We start from the raw sequence: 20,284 nt of genomic DNA on the forward strand, positions 1-20,284 counted from the left end.
ACTCGCTCACGAGAGACCTACATCCGGGGATACTCTCTTTTTTCAAGACGACACGCCGACAGTGTCGTTGACATGGAATAAGGCGCGGGCAATACTGAATATTGGTCGGACGGCTCCGATAGTCACCCGAGGTGTGCACGGGCAATCCTGCCCGTTGATCACAGCGGTCCGCCAGCCTTGAAGTTTGGTCACTCTACCGACGGACGGCCCGCCTTCTACGCTCGCGACTCCGGACACCAAGGCAGTCGCTGTCATTACCGCGCCACCAGTACTCGACCGAGTCGGCGAATGGACGATCCCCGTACGCTTCGACGGACCGCTGCTCGGCACCGTCGACTACTGCGTCCGTACTTTCGAAGTGCGCGCCGAAGGACTCGCCACGGCAACGGTCATCGCCGTCGAACCCGGCGGGCGTCGCACTCCCATGGGCACCCTCGGCTGGACCGCCCATCGCGCCGAGCCGGTGCAGTGGGCGAACACGTCCGCCCGCCACGCGCTGATCACCAATGGAACTCGGGCAATGCACTGGCTCGACCAGAGATTCCGCGCCGTCGTCGAAGCTCGGATCCACGGCCGGCCGCTGCCGCAAAGGTTCATAGACGAAGCGAATGGGAGGCGTTATGACCAGCGGTTACGTTCCGCCCGAGGCCATCGACGCCGGGCGGATCGACCACGAAGGCGACCAGTACGACCTCCGCGTCGACGCCTCGACCGGGAACGTGTTCCTCCTCCAGGCGGCTTCTGACGACCGCCCCGACGCTGAACGCGTCCCCGTCATCGTGGCCAACTGCAGCCGACCGGCCTGGCCGACCATGACCGTCTACGCCGAGGCAGAGTACATCCGCTCCCGCACCGTCCCCAACTGGAGACGCGACCTTGGCGACAAACTCAGTATCGCCGTCCGGCCGTTCCTGTAATCGAGATCACTCGTTCTAAACGGAAGCACTACGAGATCACCGACAACCTCGTAGCTTTTCACCTGGGCGTCTTTCCTCCATTCTTCGACGATATCGACCTGGGCGCCGGACACCAGATCGCCGGTGCCCTCACCAACACCTTGTCCGAACACTTCAGACGGGTCTTCGAGGAGACCGTTCACCTCCACCTCAGACGTCTCACCGCCAACGATGTGTTCTCGGACGAACTCCGACCACTCAGACCGTTCGCATATTGCCGAGTAGGACGTTGCTCCCCAGGACAGCCTGGCTGCACAGTGAGGTGCCCCGAAAAGACAGCATTGCGGGAGGAGGCCCACACACTTCGTTTGCGACCTCTCCGACAGCGCAAGAGAACTGCCTCAGCCGATTGCTCAATCGGCTGGCCAGGCCGCCACCCCAACCTCTCAGTGACTTCGAGCACCCAGTCCAAGCACCGCGAGAATCCCCTGTGCCCCCTTTGGCGATGTCGCCCATGGACACCGGACTTGCGAACATATTCCTTTCGGTATACCCTATCCGCCATTGCGCGAGATTCACTCGCATCATCTCCCCTACCCGTGAAGCGATTGTGAGCACCGTCCTCAATGCATGCATATGCCCCACGCCCACCTGGCCATTCACCTACCATCGAGAACATGAATGTGTTTGAAATTCATGAACGCCTGATCGCCGAGTACCGTCGGTTCACCGAAGGTGGAGTGGTCATTCGCGATGAACGAATTCGAAAACATGTTCGAAATAATCTCGAAGGTGGTGCTCAGTGGCCCGACCCCTACCTCTCGCTCAACCCCTTTTTCAAGTCCGGCGGTAACATCCGTGATCATGTCAAGGAAGGCCTTCTACACCCCGAGTGCGCTGAGATCTTCCAAAAAGACAAGAAGCCGAACCAATCCACCTGCGACGGTGTTCCGCTCACCCTCCACCATCACCAGAAGGAGGCCGTCGAAGCAGCACAAGCGGGCGACTCCTACGTCCTGACCACCGGAACCGGATCGGGAAAGTCTCTCTCTTACATTCTTCCCATCGTTGACCGGGTGTTGAACGAGCCTTCGACCGGGAAGCGGGTGCGGGCGATCATCGTCTACCCCATGAACGCCCTGGCCAACTCTCAACTGGAAGAGCTCACTAAGTTCCTCGAACACGGCTATGAAGGCCGCCAGAGTCCAGTGACCTTCGCCCGATACACGGGACAGGAAGACCAAAGCGCCAGGGAGCGGATCCAGAAGAACCCCCCGGACATCCTCCTCACCAACTACGTGATGCTCGAACTGATGCTCACCCGCCCGGAGGAACGCAAAAGCCTCATCTCCATGGCGCGAGGCCTCGACTTCCTCGTCTTCGACGAGCTGCATACCTACCGGGGCCGCCAGGGCGCCGACGTGGCCTGGCTCATCCGCCGGGTGAAGGAGGCCTGCGACGCGCCCGATGTCCAATGCGTGGGAACCTCGGCGACCATGTCCTCAGACGGAACCTTCGCTGAGCAGCGGAGAAAAGTCGCCGAGGTGGCGACGAGCTTGTTCGGCACTCCGATGGACTCTCACCATGTCATCACGGAGACGCTTGAGGCAGCCACACGCGACTCCGGACGCCCTGTTACCGCCGAGCTCCTCGCACGCTGCCCCGACGAGATACCCGGGGACTACGACGGCCTGAAGACTGATCCGGTCGCGCACTGGATCGAAAGGTCCTTCGGCCTCGACGTGTCTCCTGAGGGAGAGTTGGTCCGCAGGAAGCCCGACACAGTGCCCTCCGCCGCCGACCGGCTCGCACACGAGGCAGGCATCGACGGTAGTGACCTCGCCAAGCAAGCCATTGAGAACGTCCTCTTGAAAGGCTCCAGGGCCACGCACCCCGTCACAGAGCGTCCACTCTTCGCCTTCCGGCTCCACCAGTTCCTCTCCCGCGGCGACAATGTCCACGTCACCTTGGAGGCCCCGGAGGAACGCCACATCACGCGCGACTACCAGGTCGAAGTCCCCGATTCTGGTGGCAGGCGCCTGTACTCGGCGGTGTTCTGCCGAGACTGCGGCCAGGAGTACCTGCCCGTGTTCCGCAGCCAAGATGACAGCACCGGACGCAAGCGATTTCGTCCGCGCCGGGAGAACGACGAGTCGGACGACAAGTACCAGACCGGCGGGTACCTTTACATTTCCTCAGTGAAACCCTGGCCCGACCACATCGACGACCCGGCGACTTACGAGAGGCTACCCGACACCTGGATGGAGACCGACTCACACGGTTACCCCCGGGTCAAACCGCACTATCGCGACCGAGTCCCCCGCAATGTCGAGGTCAACTTCCGCGGCGACGAAGAGCCCGGTACTTTGAAGGCCACCTTCATCCCCGGCAGGTTCCAGTTCTGCCTCCAGTGCGAGATCGTCCACGAATCCACCCGGGGCCGGTCGTTCGGCCGCCTGGCGGCGCTCAACCAGGAGGGCCGCTCATCGGCGACCTCGGTCATCTCCTCGACGATCGTGGAGGAGATGAAGAAATCGGATCTCGCCCCCAAGGCGAAGAAGCTCCTCTCCTTCGTGGACAATCGGCAGGACGCCGCGCTCCAGTCCGGCCATTTCAACGACTTCGTGGAAGTGGTGCGCATCCGCAGCGGGCTTCTCCACGCTTTGCGCTCGGCAGAGGACCACACACTGCACTCCTTCGACCTGTCACGCCGCGTCTTCGAATCCCTGGGGATCAGGACGGACGAGTACACCGACCCGAAGGCCCTGACCGGCGTCCGCAAGCAGGCCCAGCAGGCGCTTCTCGCTGTTCTGACGTTCAAACTCGTCACTGATCTGGCCGGTGGATGGCGGGTCACCATGCCCAATCTCGAACAGACCGGGCAGCTCGTGATCGGCTTCCCCGACTTGGAGGAGCTGGTCTCTGAGGACAGGTTCTGGTCCGATGCGGATCCCATCCTCCGGGACGCCCCGCGAGAAGTGCGCAAGGACCTGTGCGAAGCGCTCCTCAACACCATGCGCCGAGAACTCGCCATCGAAGCGCCGTGCCTGGACATCAACGAGTTCAATTCCATCGTCGGCCGGTCCCAGTCGCTCAAGGAGCAGTGGCGCCTCGACGAGAACACCGACAGTCCCGGGCAGACCATCGTCTACCCGATGCAAAGTCCCGGAAAAGGCGGCGACCGCTACGAAAAGTACTGGTCGGGCAGGGGGCGTGTCGGGCGGTTCGTCAAGAACCGGTTGCAGGAGCACACTACCGCCACCATTGACTCCGCGGTGTCGGAGGGCATCATCGCGAGCCTGCTCGAGGTCCTGACCGATGCCGGACTCGTCGTCAAAATAACGCCGCGTTCCGGGTACCGCCCTGGACGCCGTCGCCGCACGTCCGGCATTCCAGGATACCGGGTGAACGTGGACGCCCTCTCCTGGAAGCTGGGTGAAGGCAAGAGCGGCATGGTCGATCCACTCCGCGCCACTGTCGCCGAGGACCACGACCGCCCCGTCAACGAGTTCTTCAGGGACCTCTATGCCCGGTCGGCAGAGAACCTGGCCGGACTCTTCTCGCAGGAGCACACCGCCCAGGTCGACCCCGCCGAACGCGAAGACCGCGAGAAGCGGTTCCGCACTGGCGAGCTCAGTGTGCTCTACTGCTCCCCGACGATGGAGCTCGGAGTGGACATCTCCGAACTCAACGCGGTCATGTTGCGAAACGTCCCACCCACGCCGGCGAATTACGCCCAGCGCTCTGGGCGAGCGGGCCGATCGGGCCAGCAGGCTCTCGTGGTCACCTACTGCGCCGTGGGCAACAACCACGACCAGTACTATTTCCAGAACCGCCGCGACATGGTCGCCGGAGCGGTATCCGCTCCCCGTCTCGACCTGGCCAACGAGGACCTCATCCGCTCCCACGTCCACGCCATGTGGCTCCCCGAATCGGGTATCAAGCTGGGGAGCTCCCTCACCAGCGTCATCGACGTATCCCCCATGGACGCCCCCGACTCCGACCACCGCACCGGGATGCGGATCTGGGACGAGGTCAGGGACCGGATCAACGACGTTCACTCCCGGGAGCGGACTGCCAGGGCCGCACGTCCTCTGCTCGACAGCCTGCGCGACCGGCTGGAAGCCACGAAGTGGTGGCATCCCGGGTGGCTCGACGACTGCCTCGCCTCCCTCCCCATCGATTTTGAAAGAGCGCTCGGCCGGTGGTGGCATCTGTACCGGTCCGCTTGGATCGACCGCCGCGAGCAGCACGCGCGCGTGGGCGACCACTCGATGTCCGAACGCGTCCGCAGGGACGCCGAGAGCCGGCGCCGCGCGGCGGAGCTCCAGAGGAACCTCCTGCTCAACAGCACGTCGAACCGATCGGCGCTGACCGCCGACTTCTCTCCGTACCGGTACCTCGCCGGCGAAGGATTCCTGCCCGGCTACTCGTTCCCCCGGCTGCCCATCGCCGCCTATATCCCGACCCCGCGCCAAAGGAACGACGACGGCGACTACGTCCAGCGGCCGCGCTTCCTGGCCGTCTCGGAGTTCGGGCCGCGTGCGCTCATCTACCACGAGGGCAGGAAGTACGAGGTCAAGCGGGTCCAGTTGCCGCCCAGCGAGACGGGAGACCTCACCACGGTGGCCGCGCGCCGCTGCGACAAGTGTGGTTACTGGCACGAGCCGGAGTCGGGGGCCGACCGCTGCGAGATGTGCGACTCTGCGCTGTCCGGGGCCACGCACAACCTCCTCGAACTCCACACCGTCTACACTCAGCGGCGCGACCGAATCAGCACCGACGAGGAGGAGCGGCGCCGGGCCGGCTTCGCCATGCAGACCTCCTACCGGTTCAGCGACTCGGAAAGGCGCATCCGCCGTTATGACGCGGTCGCCGCCGATTCGGCCGGTCCCATCGCCGAGATCTCCTACGGCGACAGCGCGACGGTCCGCGTAGTCAACCGGCGATTGAGGCGGACCGACCCGGACGAGCCGGACGGTTTCCTCATCGACCCGGGCAACGGCGAATGGCTGTCCGGCGCGAAGGCTGAGAACGCCGTGGGCGACGAGGACGAACTGTCCGACAACCCCGAGGCGCGCCGCAAGAAGCGCGTCGTGCCGTTCGCCCAGGACCGCCGCAACATCATGGTCCTGCACCTGACTGACACCGACGATCTCCCCGAGCATGCCGTCCGGTCATTCATGTACGCGCTCGAACGCGGCATCGAGACCGAGTTCCAGTTGGAGGACAACGAACTGAACGCCGAGATTCCTGCCGAGGACGGGGACTCAGAGTTCCTTCTTTTCGTAGAGTCCGCTGAAGGCGGTGCCGGTGTCCTGCGCCAAATGCAATCTCAGGGGGACGAACTGGCCCGAGCCGCACGCAAGGCTCTCGAACTGGCTCACTTCGACCCTGGCACCGGTTCTGACCTGGCGGCCGGGGAGTGCGGCAAGGCATGTTACCGGTGCCTGCTGTCGTATGGAAACCAGTACTTCCACGACCAGATCGACCGCCATGCCGCCAAGTCGCTGCTCATGCGGCTGGCAGCTTCGGAAACAGCATCCACTTCTCAAGGCGTGTCGCCCGATGACCACTTCCAGTTGCTTATGGAAGCGACCGAGTCCAGTCTGGAACGGGACTTCCTGAACTTCCTGCGCGAGCATGGCCTGGCCCTGCCCACCGAGGCCCAGGTCTACCTGCCGGAGGCCGAGGCCCGCCCCGACTTCGTCTATCGCTTGCCCGGGGGCGACATAACCGTCTTCATCGACGGCCCCGTCCATGACCGGGAGCCGACGGCCGAGCGCGACGCCGAAGCCGAGGTCCGACTGGAGGACCTCGGCTGGTTCCCCGTCCGCTTCCGCTACGACGACGACTGGCTCTCCGCCGTCACCGACCATCCGACCGTCTTTGGAACCCCCAAGAAAGCCGAGGACTAGTCCATGACCACCACGTACACCGCCGGAAGCCTGGTCACTACCAGGGGGCGCGACTGGATCGTGCTCCCCGAGTCCGAGGCGGACATGCTCGTCCTCCGCCCTTTGGGCGGCGGCGAAGCCCAGACCACGGCGGTCTTCCCGGACCTGGAGGCAGTCGAACCCGCGGAATTCTCACCACCCTCGTCCGACGATATCGGCGACGCGGTGTCGGCCGGCTTGCTCCGCACGGCGCTACAGATCGGATTCCATTCGGCCGCAGGACCTTTCCGGTCGCTGGCGGGCCTGAACGTGGAACCCCGCGCCTATCAGCTGGTTCCTCTGCTCATGGCCCTGCGCGAGGACACCGTCCGCCTCCTCATCGGCGATGACGTCGGTATCGGCAAGACTGTGGAGGCGGGTCTGATAGCTAAGGAGCTCTTGACGGAGGGAAACGCCAAGCGTTTGTCCGTGCTCTGCTCCCCTGCACTGGCGGAGCAGTGGCAGCAGGAGTTGCGCACCAAGTTCAACATCAACGCCGAACTGGTCCTCCCCTCCACCATCAGTCGCCTCAACAAGACGCGGGTCATGGGTGAGTCCCTGTTCGAGAAGTATCCGCACACCGTCATCTCCACCGACTTCATCAAGTCCGACAGGCACTGGCGGTCGTTCCTCGATGAGGCTCCCGACCTCGTCATCGTCGACGAAGCCCACTCGTGCGTCACCTCCGACGAAAACACCTCGGTTCAGGCGCAGAAGCGCTACCGCCTCCTTGAGGCCCTGTCCAAGGACGAGAACCGCCACATGATCCTGCTGACGGCGACTCCCCACAGCGGCAAGGAAACCGGATTCCGCAACCTCGTCGGACTCCTCCGACCGCATCTGGCGGAGATCGACCTCGCCGGCCATAAGGGGCGCGAAGAGCTGGCCGAGTACTTTGTACAGCGTCGGCGCGAGGACATCCGCCGTTACCTCGACCAGGACAACGAGTTCCCCGCGGATCGCGAGTTCAAACAGGCAGAGTATTCGATGACTCCTTCCTACAAGGAGTTCTTCGATGACGTCCTGGAGTACGCGCGGGGCCGCTACCATGCCGCATCTGATTCCCTGGGGCGCCGCAAGACCTGGTGGGACGTCCTCGGTCTCCTGCGCGCCGTGGTCTCCTCGCCGGCGGCCGCCGGGCAAGCCCTGTCGACCCGCTCCGCCGTGTCCATCGCCGACAGCGAGTCCGAGGCCGACAAACTGGGCGAGCCCATCGCTCACGACTACCAGGACGGCGCCGTCGGCGACACCGACCAGACGCCGGGTGCGGTCGCCGCCGACGAAGGCGACCCCGAAGCCAATCGACTCATCGAGGCGGCAGTCTCCCTCACCGGGCCTGACGGGGATGCGAAGCTCGCACGGCTCATCAAGGACCTCAAGAAGCTGATCAAGGCCGGTCACAAGCCCATCGTCTTCTGTCACTATGTGAGCACCGCGAGGTACGTCTACGAGCATGTCAAGGACGCGCTCGGCAAGAACACGGCCGTCGCCGAGATCGACGGCGTCCTCTCTCCACAGCAGCGTGTCGGTGCCATTGACAAGCTGGCCGACGAGGTCGAGGAAAACGGCGTGACGCCCGTCCTCATCGCCACCGACTGCCTCTCCGAAGGAGTCAACCTCCAGCAGTTGTTCGACGCCGTCGTCCACTACGACCTCGCGTGGAATCCGACTCGCCTCGACCAGCGCGAAGGGCGCGTCGACCGCTTCGGCCAGAAGACCGATATCGTCCGCGTCATCACCATGATCGGCGACAACGGCATGGACGGGAAGATCCTCGAAGTCCTCATCAACAAACACCGCCAGATCCGGAAGACCCTCGGCATCAATGTGCCCGTTCCCGACGAACAGTCGGCGACCGTCGGAAGCGCCGTTGCCGAATGGATCGTCCTGCGCGGCGAGGAACCAGAACAAGATACACTGTTCGACTTCGACTCCTTCTCCGCCGACTGGGAGGCCCAGGCCCTCCAAGAGGACGCCCTCAAGAAGGCCAACGACTCCGACGACGCCGAGTGGCAGTCCACGCGCGAGCAGGAGAAGTCCTCCCGGGCGATCTACGCCGCCAGGCGTATCCACCCCGACGAGGTCCACGCGGAGGTGGGGGCCATCCGCGACAGCCTCGGGGACGCCCATGACGTCAGCACGTTCCTCCATTCGTCGCTTGGCAATCTCAGCAACGGCAGCATCACTCTCGGCTCCAGCGGCGACTTCAAGGTCAACGCCTCCGAGCTGCCCGCCTCCTTGCGCGACGCGATGGGCGTGGCGCTCGGCCGCGACCTCGGCGGTTCGGACGACCACGTGTGGTTCCGTTCCAACCCCGCCGTGCCTCGTGGAGAGGCCGCCATCGTCCGCACCGATCCGGTCGTGAACGCCATCGGCGAGTACGTCCTCAACACCGCTCTCGATCCGGCGCTGTCGCTCGAACGGCGCCCCGCCCGCCGTGCGGGAGCCATCCGCACTGGCGACGTGGACACGCGGACGACGCTCTTCCTCGTCCGCTACCGCTTCAACATGACCCATCCGACCCGACACGGCGAGCGCCGCTCCTCGGTCGCCGAGGACGCCCGCCTCCTGGCCTTCCGAGGCGCGCCCTCGGCCCCGACATGGCTCAACTCTGACGAGGTCGACAAACTGCTCTTGGCGAAACCCGCCGCCAATATCGACCCCGCCATGCGCAAGCGCACCGTCGACCGCATTCTCCAGGGCCTGCCCGACTTGGACCCGGCCATATCCGAACTCGGCGACTCCCTCGCCGGTTCCATCGAGGACAGCTATGTGAAGATCCGGCACTCGGTTGACCGCAAGGCGCGCTCGGCCGGCACCCGCAGCGCCGTCGGCCTGTCCGTCACCCCGCAGAAGCCCGCCGATGTTCTCGGCCTCTACGTCTACCTTCCCGTTTCCGGAGGTGCCAAGTAAATGTCCAGCTCACTCCCGTTCAGCTCCGTAACCACAGCTGGCGGTCTCCTTCCCGCCGACATTCTCCTGCGCGTCGCCACCGACCCGACCCTCAACGGCTGTAAGCCCGCCGACTACGGTATTCCCGGAAAGCGGCGCACCGTCGAAGAGGAGGCCGAACGGCACTGGGATTACCTCAAGGGCCTCTGGGCCGACCTCCGCGACGAGTTGGGCGAGGACAGCAACGACCCCAAGGGCTACACCAGGACCGACTGGATCGAACCGCTCTTCGAGGCGCTTGGCTTCGGTAGGCTCCAGGCTCCTTCCGGTGGTGGTATCACCTCCGACGACGGCGAGGGCACCTTCCAAGTCACCTATCTCCACGGCCCCGTGCCGATCCATCTCGGTCCTTGGGACAAGGAGATCGACAAGCGAAATGGTTCCGACTTCGCGCCCCACTCCGTCCTTCAGGAGACTCTCAACCGCACCGAGGCCTGCCTCTGGGGTGTCGTCACCAACGGGCGGCGCCTGCGGATCCTCCGCGATTCCACTGCCATCGCCGGCGCGTCCTACATCGAGTTCGACCTTGAGGCGATTTTCGACGGCGAACTCGTCTCCGATTTCATCCTGCTCTACCGCCTTCTGCACGTCTCCCGCTTCATGCCGAGGCCCGAGGACGCCGCGCCGTCCACGTGTTGGCTGGAGTCCTGGCGCACCACCGCCATCTCGGACGGCATCCGAGCCGTAAAACACCTGCGTGATTCGGTGAAGACGGCGCTCGAAGAACTCGGCACGGGATTCCTCCAACATCCTCACAACCAGGCCTTCCGAGCGAGCATGGAAGCTACCCGCACCAAGTCGCTGCACAACGCGCTCCTGAGACTCGGATACCGGCTGCTGTTCCTGTTCGTGGCCGAGGATCGCGACGCGCTCCACGCCGCCGACGCCGATCCCGAGGCAGTCGAACGCTACCGGCGCTACTTCTCCACGGCACGCCTGCGCACCTACGCGCGCACGCGTCGAGGGGACACTTACCACGACCTGTGGGAGCAGCTGCGGCTCGTATTCGACGCGCTGGGTACCGAGACGGGGCAACCGCGGCTTGCCCTCCCAGGCCTGGGCGGACTGTTCGACCGCGACGAGACCGATGCCGTCCTCGGCGGCCTAAAGCTGGACAACGCACACTTGCTCAGGGCGATCCGCGCGCTCGCCGTCATCGACGACAAGTCCAGCGGTCAGCGCCGCGTCGTCGACTACAAACACCTCGGGGCAGAAGAGCTCGGCTCCGTCTACGAGTCCCTGCTGGAGTTGAAGCCTCAGCACAACCCAGGTGACCACTCCTACCAGCTGATTGACGTCGTCGGCAACGACCGCAAGACCTCCGGCTCCTACTACACCCCGGCCAACCTCATTGAGAAGCTGCTGGACACCACGCTCGACCCGGTGTTGGACGACGCCGAGAAACGGGGACACCAGGCTGCGGCCGCCAACAACCAGATCGATTCGGCGACCGCAGTCGAGCGGGCTCTGCTCGACATCACCGTCTGCGACCCGGCGTGCGGTTCGGGTCACTTCCTCGTCGCCAGTGCCCGGCGAATCGCCAAGCGCCTGGCGGCTGTCCGCGAAGGCACGCCCGAGCCGACCCCCGCCGCTCTCCAGACCGCGCTGCGCGACGTCATCGGGCACAGCGTCTACGGCGTTGACCTCAACCCCATGGCCGTCGAACTGGCCAAGGTCGCGCTCTGGATGGAGTCCCTTGAACCGGGGAAGGCTCTGGGCTTCCTTGACTCCCACATCAAGGTCGGGAATACACTCTTGGGGACCTATCCCGCCCTGATGGCGCAGGGTATCCCGAAGGACGCGTTCAAACCGATCACCGGCGACGACAAGGACTACGCGAAGGTCCTGAATGCTCGCCACAACAAGGAGGTCAAGAATTCCGGAACGATGGCGCAAGAGCAGATGTACGGGTTCAGCGCCATCAGCGACATCATCTCCAACAGGAGTCTCGCGATCGGATACGACCGCATCCAGCGCCTCGATGACAACAATGTCGCTCAGGTGCGTGCGCAGAAGGCCGCGTATGAGGAGCTTCTCGGCTCCTCCGACTATCAGGACGCCAAGGCACTGGCGGATGTCTGGACGGCAGCGTTCTTCTGGCCCAAATCGGCGGAGAATGTGCAGGGAAGCGAGCCCACCGACGGCATCTATCGCGACCTTCAGAAGTTCGGTTTCGTCAATGAAACGAATCAAGAAACCCGGCGCGTTGCCTCCGGCATCGCCCGAGAAAACCGCTTCTTCCACTGGCACCTCGAGTTCCCACATGTATTCCGCGTAGAGGAGGACTCCACGAAGAACGACATGGCGACCGGCTGGTCTGGCGGATTCTCCGCCGTTGTCGGCAATCCACCGTGGGAACGGATCAAGCTGCAGGAAAAAGAATTCTTCGCCGGCCGCAACGAGAAGATTGCCAGCGCTTCTACCGCAGCCATTAGGAAGAAGAAGATCGCGGAGCTCGCTGAACACGAAGAGACTCGTCCTCTATTCGAGGAATGGGAGGCTGCACTCCGCCGGTCGGAAGGATCTAACCGCTTCACCCACACTTCGGGGCGCTTCCCACTCACTGGTGTCGGCGATGTGAACACTTACTCCATCTTCACCGAGACAGACCGCACCGTCACCTCGACATCGGGTAGAACTGGGGTCATCGTCCCTACCGGAATTGCCACCGACGACACTACCAAAGCATTCTTCCGTGATCTGGTTGAGCAAAGCTCGCTCGCCGTATTGTATGACTTCGAGAATCGCAACAAAGTCTTCGAAGGCGTCGACTCTCGAATGAAGTTCTGCATCCTGTCCATGGCAGGGCGATCCGTTGCTACTGACGCGGTCAGGTTCGCCTTCTTCCTCCTCGATCCAAGCGACATCGATGATGCCGACCGTACATTCGAACTTGCTCCAGACGAAATCCTGCTTCTAAATCCGAACACCGGCACATGCCCCGTGTTCCGTTCGAGGCGCGATGCGGAGATCACCCTCGATATCTACCGCCAAGTCCCAATCCTCGTCAAGGAAGGCGATCCCAGCGGAAATCCGTGGCGCGTATCGTTCATGCGCATGTTCGACATGTCGAACGACTCCGACCTCTTCCACACTCGCGAAGAACTGGAGCGCGATGGGTGGACCCTACACGGCAATGTCTTCACCAAGGGCAAGGACCGTATGCTGCCTCTTTACGAGGCGAAGATGCTCCACCACTTCGACCACCGCTGGGCCACGTATGTCTCCGACGATGAGACGCGAGACGTGACGACGGAGGAAAAGCAAGACCCGAACTTCACCGCCCTCCCTCGCTACTGGGTTGGCGAGCGCTTCAGTATCGAGAAGACCGTCCGGGGAAAGAAAGAAGTCAAGGTGGAGGGCGTCAAACCACGGCTAGAATCCCAAAACTGGGAAAAGGGCTGGATGCTGGGGTGGCGCCGAATTGCGCGTTCTACAGATGAACGTACTTTCATCAGCGGATTTATTCCTAGTTCGGCAATTCCTGATTCGACGTTCCTGATGCTTTCATCTGAGATTGACTTCAAGTACGTTCCTGCAATAATGAACTCTTTTGTGAATGACTTTGTTGCGAGGCAGAAACTTGGGGGAACAAACGTCAATTTCTTCACAACTGAACAGATTTCCATCCTTCCTCCGAGCCATATTCAGCCACATACAGAATTCTTGGCAAGCCGACTTGTCGAACTCTCCTATACTGGCACAGAACTAAAGTCAGTGGGAAGAGAATTCAACAGCGATGGCGAACCGTTCATCTGGAATGACGATCGTAGGAAGATCATTCGGTGCGAACTCGACGCCCTCATGTTCCACCTCTATGGCCGCAGCCGAGACGAGGTGGACTACATCATGGAAACGTTCCCGATCGTCCGAGAGAAGGACATCAAGTCCCACGGCTCCTACCGCACCAAGGAACTTGTCCTCAAGTACTACGATCGAATGGCGGAGGCTGGCATCGGCCCAGACAACCCGATCCAGGACGGGGTCAACTTCACCTCCGACTTGACCCCGCCTCCCGGACATGGGCCTCGCCACGGCGACGGTCCGCAGACGACCAGTTGACCCCCGAAAAGGAGCTGCGATGTCCAGAGAACGACTCGCCTTCATTGACGCCACGTCTATGCGGACAGCTCGACGTTGCCCGCTGTCCGAACTGGGAATCCACGAGCGACGGGACCTCCAGCGCTGGCTGATCGAGAACCCGACCCTCCTACCAGAGGACTTGCTCATCGTCACCGAGGAGTTCGCGGACTGGGAAGCGGCCGACGGCACTCGCGTTCGCGACAGGCTCGACCTACTCGCGCTTGATAAGGACGGCTACCCGGTCGTCATCGAACTCAAGCGCGGCGACGCACCGGCTCACACCCATCTCCAGGCGCTCGACTACGCCGCGATGGTCTCCCGCCTCACCGAGTCCGATTTCGCCGACCTCTACGCAAAGTTCCATGGGACCGAAGCGCGGCCCGTCAGCCAGGATGAGGCTTTCGACGCCATCGACTCGTATCTCGACATCAGCGAGCTAGACGCCGAACTCCTCCGCCAGCCCCGAGTCATGGTCGTCGCATCGGACTTCCCACCCCAGCTGACATCCGGTGTGGTCTGGCTCAACACCATGGGCATCGACTGCACGCTGATCCAGGTGAGCGCCTGGGTCTCAATGGATGGCGCCGGACCAGACTCGGCACCGCAGAAGGCGATCACCTTCTCCAAACTCTATCCGACCGTGGAGGAGGAGACTCTGGTTGTCGAACCGGCGCGCCGCGCTCGGGAGGCTTCCGAACGGAAGGTCCAGAACAGCCGCAGCCGCAAGGTAGTCACCCGACTCTACGAAAACAGCATCATCCCGGAGGGCACCCGTTTCAAACTCGACCCGGTGCGGCCGGGATGGCGCGAACGGGCACGCGATTGGATGGAAGAGAATCCCGACCAGATCACGGCCACGTGGGTGCGCCATCAGAGCAAGCCGTTGAAATGGGACGCCGATGGACAACTCTACTCGCCGACAGGGCTCGGAAAGAAGCTCTTGAAGCTGGCGTTCGGGGACGACGAGGAGATGGAGTCCCTCGCTGGGCCGCAATACTGGTTCAATGACGACGACAAGCCGCTGAACGAGATAGCGGACGAGACCGACCTGCCGGACGACCGGCGTTCGTAGCGACAGGTCGGCCTCTCTTCCTCCAGTGTCGGACGGAGGAAGCCCTATCCGGATTCCTGCCGCAGGTACGGCCTTATGGCGATGATGAGCTTGTCGCCGAGATCGGCCTTCCAATTGGCCATGGACCGCGATTTCCTGTGCAGGTCATCGCTGTATAGAGTGATCATCGGCCACCTCAGCCCCCATCAGTTGACGACGGCGGCAGGCGGTCGCTCTTCAAGCGGCTTGTCAAGCCAGGACGGGACGAACAGGTAGACGGTGGCCGAGTCAGTATCGAGGCGCGCCTGGAATGTGTCGTCGTAGTGGAAGACCGTACCCATATCGACCGTTTCCGGTGGCATGTAAGCGATCACAGTATCCCCTTCCGTTCATCGCGTCAATGAAGCGCTGCGGAAGCTCACGCCCATGGACGGCGTGCTCGACCAGTGCCCGGAAGTGCTGTTCGAGCCAGTACTTCGCGAGCGTACCGTCGGAGATGAGCGCATGGCGGGCGGAAGTACCGACCCACTCGACTCGCCCCGCACCTCGCGGCGTCCAACCGAGAGAGGCAATTGGAGTTCTCCTACCGCCCGGTTCGACGGAGCTGACGGCGGCCGTCTGATGGCCCGAGTAGCAGACCTCGAAAGTGCGGGCGAGGTAATCGACTGATCCGAGTTTCGGTCCGTCGAAGCGGACGGGAAGTGTCCACTCAGTGTAGTGCCGCGGCGGCCGGGGAACGGGGCGATGCTGGGGAGCAGGAGTGGTCACAGGCGCGGTGGCGAGCCGGGCTTGCGCGCTGTAGGCGAGAACGAGGCACGCAATGGCTCCGACGCTGAAGAGAAGTGTGGTCATCGGCGGCCCCCCTGACCGGGGATGTCGCGGCGGTACTCCTCCGCCACGCCGGCGGCGATCGCCTCGCGCCGAATGCGCTCGCGGTCGGCGGCGGGAATGATCCGGTCGTCGCAGAGGCGGATCCAGCCTTTGCCGAGATGGACAATACCGGCGAACTCGTGGTCGACCATGAGCCAGAGGATGTTGGCGGCGATGCGGCGGACGGTGACGACCGTGAAGGCTCCCAGAGGGAGTGTCTTCAGTACTGTGGGCATGGAGAACCAGCCCTTTCTCCTGCGTATGAGCGCAGGGAAGTTTCAGGATGTGTGCAACGGGACGCGCTGGAAGCAGCGCGGGATGGACGCATGGGCGTGACGCGCCGTGTGCGATCGGAATGCGGCTGGAATCAAGCCGTGGACTGCACTAGGATCGGTAAGTGCAATGCCCTCCTTCGGGAGTGGGTTTGTGATCGGCGGTCCGCCAGCTTTCAGTGACCAAACTTCCGTCTGGCGGACCGCTGCCCGAGCGCATTGGATATCCGCTCCAGGCCCCGCGCAGTCATCGGGACTACTCGGCATCCTTCAGCGTTGCCGAACTCGATCGGCGAAGTCAACGACATCCCGTGCGTGTCGCCGAAAGCGTCCACTTGACAGCCGACACTCCCGACGCGCCGTGTTCGCAGATGCGCTGCGGTTCGGTAAAGTCCGTTGCTATGGGGAAATCCAGAAAGACCGGGGCGCGCAAGAGAAAGCCGGACGTGCGAGAGTTCGTCGCCTCCATGCCGAACGACAAACTCGTCAACCTCGTTCTCGACCTCGCGCGGGAGGACGAAGGGCTCATGGCTCACTTGGAACGCCAGGCCGCTCTGGCCGTAGCGCAGGGAACGAACTCCATCAACAAACTGCTGCGAACGGTCGATGACGCGCTCGTCACCAACTATTACCTGGAAGAATACGAGCGGGCTAACTACGTCTCCGCGATCTGGGACTTCAGCGAGCAGGTCGAGAAGCTGGTGGAGCAGGGCCGCGCTGCGGACGCAGTGGAACTGGCGCGGTATGCGGTCGACCGGGTCCGTGAGAACTGGGAGATGGCCGAGGGCGAGTGCGAAGTGGCCGATGCCGCAAGCGACCTCGCCGAATCGCATCTGAAGGCCTGCGAGGCGGCGAAGGCCGATCCCGTCGAGACCGCCGAATGGCTCGCGGCGCACCAGCTGGAGGACAACACCATCCCGGACTTGAAGCTGTCGCAGTTCGAGAAGATCCTTGGGAGCAAGGGCTTCGAGACGAGGCGGTCTCATTGATCACCCAGGGCTGGAAACCCGACTATGGCAGGGCGGCCGAGATGGTCGCGCTCGCAGCGGAGTGCCTCGACCTCGCGGAAGGACAGGGCGCCGGAGACGCGTATGTAGAGGAGGTCCGCAATGGCCATCGCCGCAGGCGCAACTTTATGAAAGCGTTGGACGAGCGGTTCGCCGGCGCCTGACGCCCGTCGCAGGCCGATGAAGACCTGCGACGGTCGTCAGTGCTCTCTACTCCTGCGATGAGCTGAACGCTTCGGCCAGACGTCTGGGCAACGGCAGCTGACGTGGCAGCGGCGGAGTTCGGAACGACTCGGGCATGTGACGTTCGAGCAGCTTCTCACCATCGCGCGCCCAGGAGAAGTCCTTCCGCTTCAGGATGTGCGCGAACACGATGTCGGCGTGATCGGGGTTGCGCTCCGCGGCACGGCGCAGAGGCACCGGCCCGGTCTCGTCGTCCTTCAGGTAGCTCTCCACGACCCGTCGCCCCTCATGGCGTCTGACCAGGCGCGGTTCAGCGAAGACATCGAGGAGACGGCCGTAGTCGTACAGAAGTCGCAGGCCATCGAGCTCGTCGTACATCAGGCCCACCGTCTCCACTCCGGTGAGATCGTGGGCAGAAAGGTCGAATCCGCTGTCGCGCAGGAATTTCTCCCCGAGTGCGGCGCCGTGCCGGTGGAGCCAGAACTCCCGGATGCGATCGGCCGCCTCACCGACGGGGAACACCACTGTGTCCGATCCGAAATAGGCGGTGAACTCCGCGCTGTCCTCCTTCTGCTTGTCCCAGCCCTTGGCGAGGAATTCGGGATTGCGGAAAACGGTCGAGGGAAACCGAGTTGCCCAGTCCGCCGCCCATCGGAGCGCGGCCTGGGCATCGCTCTCTTCGAAGCGGAGCTGGGTCCCGCTCAGCACCCACAGACCGCCTACGGGCAGGAGCCGGGCGAACAGATACGGGCAGCCGGCGAAGGACTCGGCTGCTTCGGCCCCCATGGTCACCTCGGCGTCGTACTCCAACTCGTCGGCGACCCCCTTCAAGTGCAGAGTCGCACCGTCGACGCCCAGATTGTCGAAAACCTGGACGACCGCGCCGCCCTCCCAGGACCTCGCCAGCCCCACCTCCTCGTCGGACAAGTCCCGACGCGTGAGGAGGAAGTGCTCGATGAAAGTCTTGCCCCTGATCAGGTCGTCAGAGGTGATGAAGATGTCGTGTAGAAATTCGTCTGGTCGATATCGACCATCCTCTGATTCCCGATCACCGTGGCCGCCCACTCGTCTCGCAGTGGGCCGTTATAGGCGAAATCGACCAGGTCATTCTTCAAACGCGAGTACTGTTCCAGCGCAGTCTCCTTGTCCAGGAGTGCGTTTTGATCGTCATTCTGCACAGTGGCAGTCTACCGGCGTGCTGTCCGGCCTCCCCGCCCCGATTGTCCGATCCTACTGGTCGGGCAATCTGATCACCTCGAACCGGCCGTCCTCTCGAATGGTGATCTCCATTCGGCCGCGCTTCTTCTGGAGGACGCCCGCAACGGTGACTTCGTGATCCAAGGTCTGCGCGCGGAAGGCTCGATTGTACTGCTCAGGAGAGCATTCGACCCAGTAGTACGGCATCCGCTTCTGGGGCCGATCCGGCGGAGGTGTCTCCCTGACACGGAATAGATACGGATCGTTGGCCTTATGGGACAACGTTGTCACCTTGCCGGTGACCTGGACGAACTTGCCCACACGAAGATCTCTGATGGACTCCGCCAACTTGCCCAGTCGTTTGCCGGCACCGTCGGGGAATCTCAATTCGACGGCCGGAAGCGGATCCAGGCCGTCGAAGGCCCAGGCAAACCGAGCGCTGAACGGTGCTTGCTCGTTCCTGAGCGACAGCGAACGGAGAGAATCGCAAAGGTTGCTCGACACACCCTGCTCGACGAGTTCGAACGCGAGCCCGGCACTGCCCCTCTCTGCTCCTGAGTCAGAGCCGAACGCGGCGTTGCGAAGTGCGCCCAAGGACTTGCTGAGCCTGTTGACCATGTGACGCGATGAGGTCCCACGATCGCCGGATGGCTCCGACGTGCCGTCGATTCCAATGCAAGAGCTTCGCTGCTGAGGAGGCGCCGGAGGCAGCGGCATCCGGACATGGAAACGGTAGCTGCCGGGCGAGGTCGGGCCGATTTCGAGGTGGCGCGTCAAAGCGTGGACCTTTGTGCCGGCCCGGTTCTCAAAGGTCGGCTGGTGGCCCTCGATCTCGCTCCTCGCCGAGTACCGATAGGAATCGAGGAGGCCTTTGAGCACATCGATCGCCTCCTGCATCCCGATTCTTCCACTGGGTTTGTCCGGCTCGACGCGGTACTCCTGCGTGTCGCACCGTGCGTTGGAGAGTTTGGAGAGAACATCCGCAGGGGTGGTGTTCTCCGCTTCGGCAATGGTTCTGACAGCATCTTGATAGCGGAGCGCGCCATCCCCCATAGGCTCGATGGGAAGGGCGGCAGCCCGGGCGGTCGGAGGATGTCCCCAGATCTCGCTGCCCCGCCACACCTCGGGCTGAAGGTGCCAACCCTCCGCCCGGAGGTAGGCCCTGAGCGTGTCGAACTCGCGCTGGTTCACCTTCCTGGCACCTCCTCCAGATATCGCGGCCCGATCGGGACTTCGGCTTCCACCAGGTCGCGGATATTGTGCTGCGTGACCAGCTGCCGACGGGGGATCTCAAGTGAGACCGCGCTCTGAGGGTGCCCGTCCGCGCGTTCACAGGTGTCGATCCGATAGTAGTGCGCCCGGTATTTCAGCAACAGCCCCTCACCGGTCTGCTCAGTGAAGGGTACGTTCAGGGGAGGGACGCACACCACGATTACGTAACCGGGGTCGTGGGCATGGCCGCCTGAGGCGATCATGTTGTGCTGGGCCACGGTCATCCGGTTGAATGTGAAAGAGTCCCCTTTGCCCTTGTCACCCTGGAATGTCTTGACCTGGAACGACGCGCTCACATCGACCTTGTACCCGGCCTTCGTGGCCTTCTTCATGGTGAGGGTGCAGTCCCAGCCGTCCCGGTCGGGCTGGTGCGGCTTGTAGGTGAGTCCTGCCGCGGACGCGAGAACATGCATCCAGGATTCTCCGAACTCACCACGATATCCATAATCATGATCCGCGCCGTCCGACATCACAGCCTCCCGGCAGGTTCGGAAGAACGGACAGAGGACCGGAATCGGCGCCCGGGGGATGGGAGCATTCTCACCGCCTTGTGCGACATGGCAAA

Annotated in this window: 14 protein-coding genes; 7 read left to right on the forward strand and 7 right to left on the reverse strand. The window is 63.1% G+C overall.

Annotated features, from left to right (window positions below; translation table 11 throughout):
* Positions 1–620: 620 nt before the first annotated feature.
* The 5 genes from ACFTE1_RS16910 (at position 621) to ACFTE1_RS16930 (ending at position 14,939) form a co-directional block, all read left to right on the forward strand.
* Positions 621–917 carry a hypothetical protein gene (locus tag ACFTE1_RS16910; protein ID WP_380624284.1) on the forward strand — a complete coding sequence of 99 codons (297 nt, stop codon included), beginning with the start codon at positions 621–623 and terminating at the stop codon, positions 915–917.
* Between the two features lie 656 nt (positions 918–1,573).
* On the forward strand, positions 1,574–6,814 hold the full coding sequence (locus ACFTE1_RS16915; RefSeq protein WP_380762792.1) for a DEAD/DEAH box helicase: 5,241 nt from the start codon (positions 1,574–1,576) through the stop codon (positions 6,812–6,814).
* A 3-nt stretch (positions 6,815–6,817) separates the two neighbouring features.
* Complete coding sequence (locus tag ACFTE1_RS16920) at positions 6,818–9,745, forward strand: DEAD/DEAH box helicase (RefSeq protein WP_380624280.1); 2,928 nt, start codon at positions 6,818–6,820, stop codon at positions 9,743–9,745.
* Complete coding sequence (locus ACFTE1_RS16925) at positions 9,746–13,846, forward strand: Eco57I restriction-modification methylase domain-containing protein (RefSeq protein ID WP_380624278.1); 4,101 nt, start codon at positions 9,746–9,748, stop codon at positions 13,844–13,846. It begins immediately after the preceding gene.
* Positions 13,847–13,865: 19 nt separating this feature from the next.
* On the forward strand, positions 13,866–14,939 hold the full coding sequence (locus ACFTE1_RS16930; protein ID WP_380624276.1) for a hypothetical protein: 1,074 nt from the start codon (positions 13,866–13,868) through the stop codon (positions 14,937–14,939).
* Positions 14,940–14,983: 44 nt separating this feature from the next.
* Here the strand turns inward: ACFTE1_RS16930 and ACFTE1_RS16935 are convergent, their stop codons facing one another.
* The 3 genes from ACFTE1_RS16935 to ACFTE1_RS16945 form a co-directional block, all read right to left on the reverse strand.
* Positions 14,984–15,106, reverse strand: a complete 123-nt coding sequence (locus ACFTE1_RS16935; RefSeq protein WP_380624274.1) for a hypothetical protein — start codon at positions 15,104–15,106, stop codon at positions 14,984–14,986.
* Between the two features lie 18 nt (positions 15,107–15,124).
* Positions 15,125–15,292, reverse strand: a complete 168-nt coding sequence (locus ACFTE1_RS16940) for a hypothetical protein (protein ID WP_380624272.1) — start codon at positions 15,290–15,292, stop codon at positions 15,125–15,127.
* A 474-nt stretch (positions 15,293–15,766) separates the two neighbouring features.
* Positions 15,767–16,024, reverse strand: coding sequence for a hypothetical protein (locus tag ACFTE1_RS16945; protein ID WP_380624270.1), 258 nt, complete (start codon positions 16,022–16,024; stop codon positions 15,767–15,769).
* A 437-nt stretch (positions 16,025–16,461) separates the two neighbouring features.
* On the opposite strand from ACFTE1_RS16945, the gene ACFTE1_RS16950 reads away from it, so the two are divergent.
* Positions 16,462–17,049: a hypothetical protein gene (locus tag ACFTE1_RS16950; protein WP_380624267.1), complete on the forward strand. Its 588-nt coding sequence runs from the start codon at positions 16,462–16,464 to the stop codon at positions 17,047–17,049.
* Positions 17,046–17,231: a hypothetical protein gene (locus tag ACFTE1_RS16955; RefSeq protein WP_380624265.1), complete on the forward strand. Its 186-nt coding sequence runs from the start codon at positions 17,046–17,048 to the stop codon at positions 17,229–17,231. Before ACFTE1_RS16950 ends, ACFTE1_RS16955 begins: the two co-directional genes overlap by 4 nt.
* 46 nt (positions 17,232–17,277) lie before the next feature.
* Here the strand turns inward: ACFTE1_RS16955 and ACFTE1_RS16960 are convergent, their stop codons facing one another.
* From ACFTE1_RS16960 to ACFTE1_RS16975, 4 genes are read right to left on the reverse strand one after another with little or no spacing between them, the layout of a single operon-like run.
* Positions 17,278–18,177 (reverse strand): hypothetical protein, encoded by a 900-nt coding sequence (locus tag ACFTE1_RS16960; RefSeq protein WP_380762795.1) that lies wholly within the window; start codon positions 18,175–18,177, stop codon positions 17,278–17,280.
* A gap of 47 nt (positions 18,178–18,224) precedes the next feature.
* A complete protein-coding gene (locus ACFTE1_RS16965) occupies positions 18,225–18,428 on the reverse strand; it encodes a hypothetical protein (RefSeq protein WP_380762798.1) in 204 nt (67 codons plus the stop codon).
* A gap of 52 nt (positions 18,429–18,480) precedes the next feature.
* The gene (locus ACFTE1_RS16970) at positions 18,481–19,638 is read right to left on the reverse strand and encodes a hypothetical protein (protein ID WP_380624261.1); all 1,158 of its coding nucleotides are present in this window, start codon (positions 19,636–19,638) and stop codon (positions 18,481–18,483) included.
* Positions 19,635–20,189 carry a hypothetical protein gene (locus ACFTE1_RS16975; RefSeq protein WP_380624259.1) on the reverse strand — a complete coding sequence of 185 codons (555 nt, stop codon included), beginning with the start codon at positions 20,187–20,189 and terminating at the stop codon, positions 19,635–19,637. The genes ACFTE1_RS16970 and ACFTE1_RS16975 overlap by 4 nt, the downstream gene beginning before the upstream one ends.
* Between the last annotated feature and the right edge of the window lie 95 nt (positions 20,190–20,284).

Origin of the sequence: Salininema proteolyticum, assembly GCF_042685645.1 — a bacterium.
GTDB lineage: Bacteria > Actinomycetota > Actinomycetes > Mycobacteriales > Micromonosporaceae > Salininema > Salininema proteolyticum.

Bases quoted from the DNA above. Each gene is read 5' to 3' on its own strand.
- ACFTE1_RS16915 (WP_380762792.1), top strand. From the start codon at position 1,574: ATGAATGTGTTTGAAATTCATGAACGCCTGATCGCCGAGTACCGTCGG.
- ACFTE1_RS16920 (WP_380624280.1), top strand. From the start codon at position 6,818: ATGACCACCACGTACACCGCCGGAAGCCTGGTCACTACCAGGGGGCGC.
- ACFTE1_RS16975 (WP_380624259.1), bottom strand. From the start codon at position 20,189: ATGTCGGACGGCGCGGATCATGATTATGGATATCGTGGTGAGTTCGGA.
- ACFTE1_RS16925 (WP_380624278.1), top strand. From the start codon at position 9,746: ATGTCCAGCTCACTCCCGTTCAGCTCCGTAACCACAGCTGGCGGTCTC.
- ACFTE1_RS16930 (WP_380624276.1), top strand. From the start codon at position 13,866: ATGTCCAGAGAACGACTCGCCTTCATTGACGCCACGTCTATGCGGACA.
- ACFTE1_RS16935 (WP_380624274.1), bottom strand. From the start codon at position 15,106: ATGATCACTCTATACAGCGATGACCTGCACAGGAAATCGCGGTCCATG.
- ACFTE1_RS16945 (WP_380624270.1), bottom strand. From the start codon at position 16,024: ATGCCCACAGTACTGAAGACACTCCCTCTGGGAGCCTTCACGGTCGTC.
- ACFTE1_RS16910 (WP_380624284.1), top strand. From the start codon at position 621: ATGACCAGCGGTTACGTTCCGCCCGAGGCCATCGACGCCGGGCGGATC.
- ACFTE1_RS16950 (WP_380624267.1), top strand. From the start codon at position 16,462: ATGGGGAAATCCAGAAAGACCGGGGCGCGCAAGAGAAAGCCGGACGTG.